The organism is Nodularia harveyana UHCC-0300 (genome assembly GCF_034931085.1).
Lineage (GTDB): Bacteria > Cyanobacteriota > Cyanobacteriia > Cyanobacteriales > Nostocaceae > Nodularia > Nodularia harveyana.
This window is the reverse complement of the sequence record NZ_JAYGHG010000007.1, coordinates 46343-58926: the sequence shown is the minus strand read 5'-3', so window position 1 is coordinate 58926 and position 12584 is coordinate 46343. Positions and strand designations below refer to the sequence as shown.

9 protein-coding genes are annotated in these 12584 nt (G+C 38.7%); 4 read left to right on the top strand and 5 right to left on the bottom strand.

What is annotated here, in order from left to right:
• Nucleotides 1-48: 48 nt before the first annotated feature.
• The 4 genes from VB620_RS06745 to VB620_RS06730 all read left to right on the top strand — a co-directional run bounded on the left by VB620_RS06745 (nt 49) and on the right by VB620_RS06730 (nt 5218).
• Nucleotides 49-672: a DUF3859 domain-containing protein gene (locus VB620_RS06745; protein ID WP_323195372.1), complete on the top strand. Its 624-nt coding sequence runs from the start codon at nt 49-51 to the stop codon at nt 670-672.
• Nucleotide 673: 1 nt separating this feature from the next.
• On the top strand, nt 674-2557 hold the full coding sequence (locus tag VB620_RS06740) for an asparagine synthetase B family protein (RefSeq protein WP_323195371.1): 1884 nt from the start codon (nt 674-676) through the stop codon (nt 2555-2557).
• On the top strand, nt 2545-3741 hold the full coding sequence (locus tag VB620_RS06735) for a diaminopimelate decarboxylase family protein (protein WP_323195370.1): 1197 nt from the start codon (nt 2545-2547) through the stop codon (nt 3739-3741). Before VB620_RS06740 ends, VB620_RS06735 begins: the two co-directional genes overlap by 13 nt.
• 142 nt (nt 3742-3883) lie before the next feature.
• Nucleotides 3884-5218, top strand: a complete 1335-nt coding sequence (locus tag VB620_RS06730; RefSeq protein ID WP_323195369.1) for a toprim domain-containing protein — start codon at nt 3884-3886, stop codon at nt 5216-5218.
• 4 nt (nt 5219-5222) lie between these two features.
• On the opposite strand, the gene VB620_RS06725 is transcribed toward VB620_RS06730, so the two are convergent.
• From VB620_RS06725 to fba, 5 genes are all read right to left on the bottom strand, one after another.
• Nucleotides 5223-6971: an asparagine synthetase B family protein gene (locus VB620_RS06725; protein WP_323195368.1), complete on the bottom strand. Its 1749-nt coding sequence runs from the start codon at nt 6969-6971 to the stop codon at nt 5223-5225.
• Nucleotides 6972-7214: 243 nt separating this feature from the next.
• Nucleotides 7215-8342 carry a mechanosensitive ion channel family protein gene (locus VB620_RS06720; RefSeq protein WP_323195367.1) on the bottom strand — a complete coding sequence of 376 codons (1128 nt, stop codon included), beginning with the start codon at nt 8340-8342 and terminating at the stop codon, nt 7215-7217.
• Nucleotides 8343-8347: 5 nt separating this feature from the next.
• A complete protein-coding gene (locus tag VB620_RS06715; protein WP_323195366.1) occupies nt 8348-9448 on the bottom strand; it encodes a mechanosensitive ion channel family protein in 1101 nt (366 codons plus the stop codon).
• A gap of 1089 nt (nt 9449-10537) precedes the next feature.
• A complete protein-coding gene (locus VB620_RS06710) occupies nt 10538-11065 on the bottom strand; it encodes an alpha/beta hydrolase (protein WP_323195365.1) in 528 nt (175 codons plus the stop codon).
• 98 nt (nt 11066-11163) lie between these two features.
• On the bottom strand, nt 11164-12243 hold the full coding sequence (gene fba / locus VB620_RS06705) for a class II fructose-bisphosphate aldolase (RefSeq protein WP_323195364.1): 1080 nt from the start codon (nt 12241-12243) through the stop codon (nt 11164-11166).
• Nucleotides 12244-12584 lie beyond the last annotated feature (341 nt).

Sequence of the window (12584 nt, the reverse complement as noted above, 5' to 3'; positions counted from 1 at the left end):
ATTTTTGCAGAAAATTAACCGCTTTTTATGTAGGAGTGGCCTTTGATTATGACCCAGAAACTAACGACAGAACAACTAACGCAGATTATCGCTGAGGTGGGAAACCTGCAAGCCAGTCGAGAAGCAGAAATTGCACCGGAAGAGGTCAAACAAATTTTACAGGAATTAGGTTTAGCACCAGAGTTGCTAGATGAAGCGCTGGTTCAAATGCAGCGTCGGGAAGTTCTAAAAGTACGGCAAAAACGTCATCGGACAGTTGCTATTGGGATCTTTGCTGCGGTGGCGATCGCCATTACTGGGACAATATTCACTATTAAACAGCATAATTCTACTCTGGAGCGAGTTTCCACTCAAAGCAACCGGATCACTCTCACCCAAGATGATGGCGCTGACCTGAGAAATATTACCCGCCAGAACAACCCAGAAATTTTTTACCGTGTGACATTAAAAGATACACCCGTGGGTCAAAAGCTAGATTTAAGGTGTAATTGGATTAATCCTAATGGCGAAATTGTCAAACAAAACCGCTATCAAACCCGTGAAATTGACACATCCATTTGGAATACTCAGTGCCGTTACACTATAGGTTCTGCATCAACTCCAGGTAGGTGGAAGGTAGAAATGTTCCTCCAGGGTCGCCAACTTAGTGAAACGGAATTTGAAGTGAAATAGTATGGAAAACATTCCGCCTGGTGAAAAGACTAATCAACCCCAGCAATTTATTGGCTATTGGGGTTATGGTTCTCGACGTGAGTTAGAAGCGCAGCTAAATATGATGAGACTGAGGTGGGAATCAGGGAATAAAGGAACCACAGAGGCACAGAGAACACAGAGATATGAGGATTTTAGAGATATTTTCGATAAGTCCTCTATGCTGAAAAAGCTGCATATTTCCTTTGAAAAGCTATCTGATTCCGCGCCTATTTGGAATGTTATTTATATTGGTAATTCCCCAAGAAAAATCTTTTCTAATCATCATCCAGAACTACTAGCTGGTATATCTGCATCGGGAATAGAGACTGAATTATATACAGATATATGGGTAAAATTACAGGGAACAGACTTAATTTTAGGACGAGAACCTTTTGGCAAAGTCCCCCTGTATTGGATGCAACAAGGACAAGTGATTTGGTTTGCATCTCGTCTGCAACTGCTTTTGTCAGTGATGGAAAATCCTGAAGTTAATATTCCGGCTTTATACGGTTATTCTTGTTTTTCTTATGTTCCCAATCCCTTAACTCCGGTGAGTCAAATATTTGCAGTGACTGCTGGAGAAGAATTAGTTTGGCAAAGTCAGTCTGAATCACAAAGGCTTTCAGCACCAGTTTCTCAACGTTTATCAGAATGGTGTGAAGCAGCTGTGCAAATAAAAGATGAAACAACGGCTGTCCAACAACTACAAACTCTCCTGAAACAAGCTATTCAACGGCAAATTTCCGACTTAACAGATGAGCCTGTCGGCGTTTTTCTCTCTGGGGGATTAGATTCTGCGGTTGTCGCCGCCTTACTGGTGCAAGCAGGGATAAAGGTAATTGGCTATACCTTGGATTTTGGAAATTATGGGATTTCCGAATCTCTCTATGCTGAAATGGTTGCCCAACATCTGCAAATTCCTTTGGTAAAAGTTGATGCTAAACCTGAGCAAATTCAGAAGGCTCTAATTTCCACTGTACAGGCGCTAGATTTGCCGTTTGGTGATGGCGTAACAGTGCCATTATTCCTGTTAGGACAAAGAGCTAGCCAAGATACTAGGGTGATTTTTAACGGCGAAGGTGGCGACCAATTGTTTGCAGGTTGGACGAATAAACCTTTAATCGCCGCCGGGGTTTACCAAAGCGAAAATTTATCTATGTCAGAAAGTTTTATTCAACAATATCTCCGCACTTTTCACCGTCTTTGGGGTTATGAGGCTCAAATCTATCAGCCAGATATTTATGAACAAATCCAAAATTTACACCCAGAAGATTGGATTACAGAAGCACTTAATCCTGAGTATAGTACAGCAATTTTGCATCGGTTGCGTCGTGCAGGTTTGATGCTGAAAGGGTCACAGAATATACATCCCCGCGCTACGGCTTTAGGGTTTGCTCATGGGTTATATGTGCGATCGCCTTTCTGCGACTTACCCTTAGCTGAGTGGACTTTTCAGCTATCTGGAGAACTGTGTTTAAAGGCATCTTGTGAGAAATATATCCTCAAGCGCAGCGTAGAAAATTTATTACCTTCAGAAATTGTTTGGCGACAAAAGCGCGGTATGGGAGTTCCCTTAACCTCTTGGTGTTTAGATCAGTTTTGGCCTCACATAGGTAAGTGGTTAAATCCTGGTAAACTACGTCTAGAAAATCGCTTTTCTCCCCATCTGGCAGCAGAAATTGCTGCTGGAAAATTGGGCGCTCATATTCAAGGTCGTCGCATAGGTGAAATTTTATGGTTACTAATTATGTGGCAACTTTGGCGAGTTTATGTATTAGGTGAAGAGTCTGGTAAAGCATCTTTTGATCATCCATTTTGGCTACCACAAACACTATGGAGATTGCAGAAAAAATGGCAAAATTAATCACAAGTTATCCTCTATCCTTGGCTGAAGAGTTACTTAATACTTATGATTCACCTCTCTATATTTATCAAGCTGATATTTTAAATCAAACTATCACACGCATCACAGAGGCTTTTAATTATCCTCAGACTCAATTTCGCTTTGCTAGTGTTACCAATGGCAATATATCACTGCTGCAAATTTTTCACGACGCAGGTTGGGGACTTCATGCTAATACTCCTGGAGATATTTATCTGGGATTACAAGCAGGTTTTTCACCAGAACAAATTGTCTACAGTGGGAGTAATTTAAATCGGGTCGAGATGGAACAAGTTTTAAATTGGGGTGTGGGAACTCTCAATTTAGATAGTATTTCGCAGGTGCAACTTTGTTGTGAAGTCTATAAATCTTTGAGTAACTCTTTTTCTCCTCGTCTAGGCTTACGTCTGAATTTACCAGAGATTACTGGTGATAGCCGGATTGGTGTACGTGTAGAAGAATTTGCTGATGCGATCGCCCTCACTCGTCAAGTAGGATTAAAACTGAGCGGATTGCATTTTTATCGAGGTACAGGGACAAATGCAACCACAGCCTTTACCAAGGTAATTGATCAGGTAATAGCCACAGCCCAACTTTTACCTGATTGGGAATATTTAGATTTTGGCGGTGGTTTTGGCTATCCCTATCATCATGAAGGTGCAGCTTTTAACTGGGAACAATTTGGTGCAGATTTGAGTGATAAAATCAGTCGTTTAGGCAGAAATATTGAGTTAGTTATTGAACCTGGACGAGCTGCGATCGCAGGTTGTGCTACTCTACTTACTAAAGTAGTTTCCGTCAAATGGCAATCAGAAAAACAACTGATTGGGGTAGATACTACTGTGGCTAATATATCTGTTCCCTCAGTACATGGCGGTTATAGAAAAATTGTCGCGTGGAAAGAATCAGAATCTGCAACTCATCTCACAGATGTGTGTGGAAACACAACTTATTCAAGAGATTATTTAGGAAAAAATTGCCAATTACCAGCTTTAGAAATTGGTGATATCATTGCCATTTTAGATGTTGGTGCTTATGGTTATGCAATGTCATCTCACTTTTTACATCGTCCCAAACCAGCCGAAGTTTTATTAGAAAACCGTACACATCGCTTAATTCGGCGGCGGGAAGATTACAGTATTTTATTAGCAAATCAGGTGATTTAATAAATTACTCATTTAATATTTATCAGAGTTTGCGGTTTATATAAAAGACACAATTAAGTCAGGGTAAACAAAAATTAAATATTCCCAAATCCTTACCCAGGATAAATATTTCGAGAGTTAACAACCAGGGAAAATTAACGATATGAAATGTATTAAATGCGGAACTGATAATAATCTCAAGGACAGAACACGTAATCAAGGGCGATGTATTAAATGTCAACATCAGTTTGTATTTGAACCGACCAGCATGGGTACTATTAGGATTACTGACCCCTTTTTTGCGAAAGCTATTGCTGACATTTCCGCAAATAACACTTTGTTTTTTACTCCTAAACAGTTATTTTATATTTTGAATAATCGTGTTAATGTTTATAGCACAGTGGGTTGGAAATGGTTATTTAACTATTGTTTTTTTAATATATGGGCTACAGGATTTTTCGGAGTTTTCTCTTCTATCTTTGTAGGATCATGGCTGTTACCATTAATTGAATTACCTAGAGAAACGACCTTTATAGTTGTTAATATATGTGTCCAAATATGGTTTATTTACAGAATTTATACCCAGTCAAGTAAAGTTAACCATAATCAACGAATGCAAAATGCTAAAGTTTTGTGTTTGATAGGATTTATTATGCTGATGGGCGGAATTTATACTAGTGTAGTTATATTAAATTCATTCGCTGTATTTACCATCTATGTTCTTTTAGGGATGTTGTCGATTTACTTAGGATTGAAACGGTTAAATCAATCTCTAGTTCCGCAGGAATTTTTATTTTCTCAATCTCAATTTCAAGAATGGTTTTTTCATTGGGAACAAATCAATGGCTCAATTGTCAAAATGCTTCCTTTTCCTCGTCAACAAATTGCACCTGTAACCATTAATCCTGATGTCACAGCTTACAGTTTTGATAGGTTAGTAGTTTGCGATAGTGCAGCTATTGCTCAACTATTAATTGCGAATAATTTCCACTTTGAAAATAACTGTGCAATTCTCAGCGTTACTGGATATCCGGAAAGCATTTTTGACACCACGATGCAAATGCTTCGCCGCAATCCAGAATTAAAAGTTTATAGCTTCCATGATTGTAGTCCCCAAGGTGTTGGTTTAGTTCACCATCTCGGTACTAGTCCTAATTGGTTCCAGGACAGTAACGTTGCAATTATTGATTTGGGATTATTACCACGTCAGATTATGGCTGCGAAGCGGGGAATGTTTATTCAATCTTCTGATAATTCGGCGCAAAGAGCTAAAGAGTTACCTGGGAAAGTTCGTCAGAGTTTATTAGCTGAAGAATTAACATGGCTAGAAGCTGGTAATTTTGTGGAATTAGAATCATTTAGTCCGCAAAAATTGATGCGAATTTTGCATCGTGGTATGGTCAATGGTCAAAGTTTAAATAACGGTGAAAGCAACTTGCTTTTAGTTGATGATTCGGGAAATTCTAATTCTATGTATATTCTCCAAACCTTTGGTTAATTGTTTATTTTCGATTTACTTGCAACCAAATTTCTAAACTCACAAGTAACCACAATTTGACACCATAACGACTCCAAGTATCGCCTTCATAGTTTAACCAGTTGCGAATTGGTAATTGATTAAAATAAGGCGCGATGGCTGCATTGCGATTCAGTAATAAATCTCTGGCTTCTTTTTGCCAATATTTACGAAATCCTAACTGTACGGGAACCATCATGCCACTTTTAGGGCGATGAATAATTGCGGCTGGTAAAATATCGGCGTTCGCCTGTTTTAAAACTGCTTTTTCTTGCACTCCCGAAACCTTGTACTCAGGAGGAATTTGCATACTTAATTCTACCACTCTTTGATCAAATAAAGGAGAACGACCTTGTAAATTAGCAGCTTGAGTTAAGTTACTAACTTTAGTGAGAATTTGGTCAGCACCTTTAAATTTAATATTCATGGCCATCAAACGATTCAGATAGCTGGCTGGGGAATTTAAATCTTCTTGAAAAACCCAAGGTGCTGTTTCTATGGCGGTCAAAACTTCTGGTTTTAAAAGTTGTGGTAAATCAGCAGCGCACTTTTGAAAAGAAATTAAATAGGCTTGTAAAGAATCTTGATTTGTGACAGAATTATATAAACTATTCATCAGCATTGGCTGGTTTTTAGGTCCGCCAAAACAAGGGTCGCCACCTTCACCATTTAAAACTACTTCTACTCTTTCTCGCGCTAGTCTTCCTAGTAACAAATTAGGAATAGTTAGTGGGTCGCCAATGGGGTCATCTAAATAGGCCATTGTTTGGGGTAAACGTTCCCACATATCTTTAAAAGTAATTTCTAAAATATGGTGTTGTGTTTGGCAATGAGTAGCGACGAGACTGGAAAATTCTAACTCATTGGGACATTCTGAGCCAAAATGAATTGAGAAGGTGTGGACTGGGGAATGATGAAATTTTGCCGCTAAAGCAGTGATGGCGCTGGAGTCTAAACCACCTGAAAGAAAAACCCCTACAGGTTCGTTTGGTGGTGGTAAATATTCTTGAATAACTTGGTCTAGGAGTTCTCGCAAGCGATCGCCATGCCATACTAAAGGTTGGTCTATGGCTGTAATCTGTTCTTGCAACTGCCAATAAGCTTGCACTTTTTCGTGAGGAAATTGTAAAACAGTTCCAGGTCGGAGTTCCCGCACGTCTTGCCAAAGGGTTCTTTCTCCGGGGACAAAGGCGCAACAAAGGTAATCGCGTAAAGCCACCAAATCCACATCAGAGGAACGATAAGGTGATAAAGTTCTCAATTGAGGCGCAATCCAACGCACCCCACCAGTGGTAGTGTAATACAGAGTCCGGCTACCGATGCGATCGCGGATCAAGTGCAAAACCTGTTTTTCCCGATCCCAAACCACCAGTGCGAACATTCCCACCAGTTGCTGAAGACATTCAAAACCCCATCTTTCCCAAAGATTGGCAACTAGTTGGAGATAATTCTCTCTAAAGCTATGTGGTTCAATTCCCAACAGTTCTAGCAACTGCGTTTGGTTCGTTAACCAAATATCACCAACAATAATAAATCTTTTTCCCGGACTGATTGCTAATTTCTCGCTCAGAAATCCAGAAGCTGCGCGTGGTAGAATCACCACAAATTTTTCATCTCGCCAAGCTATATCTTCATAACTTGCATCAACTTCTCCCCAACCTACGCGCCAAGTCGGATTAGTTTTGATTAATGAGTTTTGAGAAGATTTACGGCTTTTAAAGATATCAAATAGCATGGTGAATTTTTAACGCATAATAATTGATTTATGAATCTGGTGGGATATTTTTTGTTTGTCATACCATTTCTGTGTAAAGCTGCGCTGAATTTCTTTCCTTCCTTCCTTCCTTCCTTCTTTGTGTACTTCGTGTTCTTCTCCCAAGGGGAGACGCTAGCGCGAACGTGGTTCGTTCCTCCTATAATTCAGCGCATCCTCATAAAGAATTGGTATAACTTGTAAACAGTTATTTAACCAATATTTTTAAAGTGTGATTGGTGAATCTACATAAATTGTCGGTTCTTGCATCGTAAACTCGATACCAAAACTAACTAGTTTTTTGGAAATTTTCTCATTGGCTAATTCTAATAGGCGTTTACGTAATTGTAAGGAGTTATCACTAGAACCCAAAATAAAAAACGTTACTCTGGTGCGAGTTGTCTCGGTTGAATTATGATTTAAAAAAGTAATACTAGTGCTACCTGGATCTATACCAAATAGTGAGTTAGTGCTTTCGGCTACTACCTGCTCAACTAAAGCCTTTTCTTGTTCTTGCAGCAGGGTGACAAAATCGAGGTAGAGCAACACCATGACTTTTTTACCTCGAGTAATATTTTCAATTTCTAAGTTAGCTAAAATCGAGTTGGGAATAATAAATAAGGTACTCTTAGCAGCAGTCCGAATTTTGCTAGAACGAATCCCAATTGATTCTACTCTTCCAAATAACCCTTCCGGAATTTGTGCAGATTTCTGCAAGCGAATATATTCTCCAGCAATAAAGGGTCTATCTAAATACAAAACAATGGTTCCTAACAACTGTTCTAGGGTCTTTTGTGCCGCAAATGCGATCGCTAAACCACCGATACCAAAACCAGTTAATAACCCAATTAAATTAAATTCTTGACTCTGTGCAAAAGCAATAATAGCAATAAACCCAATCATCACATTTGCTAGGGTTTCAAATACTAAAAGCAATTCGTCTACTTCTCTTCCTAATTTACGCACTAATTCAATACCATAGACGCGAATAAATTGGCGAAATAGACGAGAAGAAAGCCAAGCTAGACTAATAATTACAGCTAAGTCGATAATGGGTGAAAGAAATCTATATATCGATTGATATTCGCTAATCCATGCTAAGGATAAGGATATCAAAATTAAACTACCTGCGATTCTAAATAAGTTTCTAATCGGTTCAATTAAGTTATTGTAAATACTTGCTACCTGCTGCGGTGCAAAACGTTGAATAACAATTCGCAGAAAAGTAGGAGTATATCTTCCAGCTAATACAGATAGCAGGATAAACAATAAAAATAGACCAAATCTAGACAGGAATAATATGGTGCTTTCGCGCTGGAAAAATGCCAGGATAATCTCTGAAATCTGATTCATTATGTCTAAATTGTAATCGGTGAGTCCACATAAATTGTTGGTTCTTCTATCTCAAATTCAATCCCATATTCTTTTAAATATTCAGTCATACTTTGAGTTGCTAAATCTAATAGTTGACGACGTAATTCCATAGAAACATCTCCAGAACCCAAAATGAAGAAAGAAACTTGTGCTTGACTTTTATCTGGGTCTACTAGATTATTAATATTCTTAAAGTTCACGTCTGTATTGCGTGAATCTAGTCCGAAAATACCATTGGTACTTTCTAAAATAATTTGACGAATTAGTGCTTTTTCTTCACTACTAATGGCTCGATAAAATGTCAAATACAATATAGACATGACTTTTTTCGCGCCTGTGAAGTTTTCTATATTGACTTGAGTTAAGGAACTATTGGGAACTATCACTACGGTTCCTTTCCCAGAGGTACGAATACGTGTGGATCTCAAACCGATAGATTCAACTCTACCAAAAGTACCGTCTGGTAGTCCGATATAATCATCAATTACAAAGGGACGGTCAAGATATATTACAATCCCACCTAAAACTTGTTCTAAGGTTTTTTGCGCTGCAAATGCTACTGCTAAACCACCAATTCCTAAACTGGCTAGCAATCCTAAAAGATTAATTTGATGACTTTGAGCATAAAGCAGAATAGCTAGAAATATAATGATAATATTAGCTAGCCATTTAAAAAGGATGAGGAATTCACTGCTAATTTTTTTCCCGGTTTGAAAAGCAGCATTTAATAGATAAAAATCAAAGAAGTTCTTAAATAATCTAGAGGCTAATAAACTTGTGGCGATCGCCAGAGATAAACTAATAATAATTTCTAATGAATTAGTCCAGCTATTTCTTGGTAGTAATAATGAAAGTAATTCTACCCCAAAAATTGCTGATGCAGAAATTATAAAAATTTCATTAGGCTGAATTAAGTTTTGGTAAATATCTTTATTACTTTGAAAACTTTTGATTTTTTCTAATCCTAATTTCAACCAGACAAAAATTAAACGAGAAGTTAAGAATATACAGCTTCCAGCTACTAATCCCAGTAGAGCAATTGTGATTTCTCTAGTGGTAATAATTTTTGGTAAAAAATCTAACATTTATCCCATGAATCATGCAACTTTTATGTAGCCAAAGCACACACAAAAATCAGCGCTGACTACTTCTGACAGATACGCCTTTAGTTAGTCAACGACTAGAATTTGTGTTGCCATTAATATTACAATAATTAGTCACTCATTTGAGTGCTGGGAAAAGGCTATCCACAAGTAAATACTGGATAGGTAGGTTACTGATAGGATACAAATATTTAATATACAATCAAACTCTTTCATGTTACTGTACTCAAGGTAAAAGTGTGCGAGAAGGTGGAGAATCTTAGAATGTAAACCTGGCTATCAACATCCAAATTGCCGGATGCACCAAAACGAGTTCAACTATAACTAAGTAAAATTAATTACGTCGCCTAATAAATAAAACTACTAATTGAGGGTAGATTAGACGTGGCTAACTCCCGTAGTTATTTATGACAAATTGATGTACAAACAAATACACTGTCTTACCTGACCCCAATTAAGCTGAGGTGGGAGGCTAAATAGCTATGATAAATTGACCTAGCCTAATTTTCAGCTAGCTGTTTTCACCAAAGCTTTATTTCTGCTGCTAGCCACACACTGCTGTACAAATCAGCAGCAATAACAAGCTAGCTAGCATTAGTTAGCCTATGAGCTTATTCTTGTGTACGTTATCTTTATCTTTGCTTCTTATTATAAATCTAAACTCGACAAATGTTTAAAAAATAGTCAAAAAATTTAGTCTTTGAAATATTTACGCGGAATATTCTCTTCTATTCTCTGTGCAGTTTTCTTTCATTACCACTTAACTTGCACACTCATTGTTACCCAATATACAAAATTTATGACGTTATGTAAACCCTGCGTCTCTGTTTATTGAGAATCAGGAAATGTTGCCATTGCTAAATTTGAATCTGAAATAGCAATATTACATTCCTTGGAGTATATTCTATAAGCGCGCCGCAAATGCAAGGGTAGCTTTATTCAAAATTAAAATTGGTGAGTTTTTAATACTAGCATGAGCGATCGCCATCATACAATTGCAGAATTCCGTGATGTTCTATGATCAAATTTAGCTTCTTAGCTGTTGCGATAAGTGCTGGGTAACCTTAAGGTTTATAAACTATTGAGTAAACTTGGGAAATCTCTCCCCACCCGCAAAGCCTTTATGAGATCAATTTCTAGGCGTTGACTAGGATAAGCCGCAATAAAAGTTAGTATAGAAAGACCATCTGGTTGAGTAGCACCTAAAACTAATGCAGATCTCAACGCTTGTACTCCGGCCTCATCGTCTCTGACTAAAGCCTCAGAAACGTTACCGAGAATTGTTGTGCCAATTTCAGTATAGAGTAAATTACTGAGTGTGACGAAATTAATCGGTAATTTTGCTCTCAGTGCTTCCACAAACAAGCGGCGTTCTTTGGGAGATATTCGTCCGGTATAAAGCTCAAAACCCCTGGGAAATTCCCCAGTATCTGCCGAGTGCTGTAACTCCGCTAGGGAGATAGATTCTGCAAACAGACCAAAACGGACTACAACGGTATCAGCAGCCAGTACAGAGGTATTTGACCCCCAAAACTGTGTCAACGCGATCGCACTCCAGAAACTTGCAACTATCGTTAGGTTTTTCCAGTTGCTTCCCATGAAACTTTGACTTCATCAATAAAAAGAGCATAGCAGCGCTATGCCCCTATTAAATATTATTCCTACCCTATAGAGGCATAGGAATGATCCATAGTTAGTTAAACTTTAGCAGATGCCTTAGTAACTACATTTAGTTCACCCTTGGCATACTTAGCAGCAAAATCTTCTAGAGAAACTTGCTTAATCTTGCTAGCATTACCTGCTGTACCAAATTGCTCATAACGGTCTGCACAAACCTTCTGCATATATTTAATGGAAGGCTTGAGGAAGTGGCGGGGGTCAAATTCTTTGGGATTTGCAGCCAAAGCTTCACGAACGGCGGCGGTGATAGCTAGACGGTTATCGGTGTCAATGTTAACCTTACGCACACCACACTTGATGCCTTTTTGAATTTCTTCTACAGGTACACCGTAGGTTTCGGGAATTGCACCACCATACTGGTTAATAAGTGCAAGTAAATCTTCTGGTACAGAAGAAGAACCGTGCATCACCAAGTGGGTGTTAGGCAAACGGCGGTGAATTTCTTCAATGCGGCTAATTGCCAAAATTTCGCCTGTAGGCTTGCGAGTAAATTTGTAAGCACCGTGACTGGTACCGATAGCAACAGCTAACGCATCTACTTGAGTTGCTTCTACAAACTGTGCAGCTTCGTCGGGGTCAGTTAGCAATTGAGAGTGGTCAAGTGTACCTTCAAAACCGTGACCATCTTCAGCTTCACCAGCACCAGTTTCTAAGGAACCTAAACAACCTAGTTCACCTTCAACGCTGACACCGAGGGAATGAGCGACGTTTACCACTTCGCGGGTAACGTTGACATTGTACTCAAAGCTAGCGGGGGTTTTAGCATCAGCTTCCAAGGAACCATCCATCATGACGCTGGTAAAACCGTTCTTCATTGCTGAGTAGCAAGTAGAAGGTGCATTACCATGATCTTGGTGCATGACAATGGGAATGTGAGGATAGGTTTCTACTGCTGCTAGAATCAGGTGACGCAGAAAGTTTTCTCCAGCGTAAGCACGAGCGCCTCGTGAAGCTTGTAAAATTACAGGGCTATCTGTCTCGGCTGCTGCTTTCAGGATTGCCTGAATTTGCTCCAAATTATTAACGTTAAAAGCTGGAATACCGTAACCGTTTTCAGCCGCGTGGTCCAAAAGCAGCCGCATTGGTACGAGCGCCATATATAGTCCTCCTAATTTGTTTTTCAGCTAATCAGTCTACGAAAAGCGTAATATTTACGCTAATCTTAATACTTTTTTCAACTTATAGGAAATTATAACTAGTGTCGGGTGTTTATGTTGAATAACTTTACGCCCTCTTTCATCACGATGCCTTATAGTATGCATATACTACTGTATGGTCAGTCACAGTCTCGTTTAATGCTTTAGTTACTATATATCCCAAATCTGGTCTTAGTGCGGTAAAGGGTGGCATCTCAGAAAACTATGAGTCAGCTAGCGATACATTACTTATATTGTGGCGATCGCCCAAATTAGCACACCTAGTTTATTTATGATTTCAA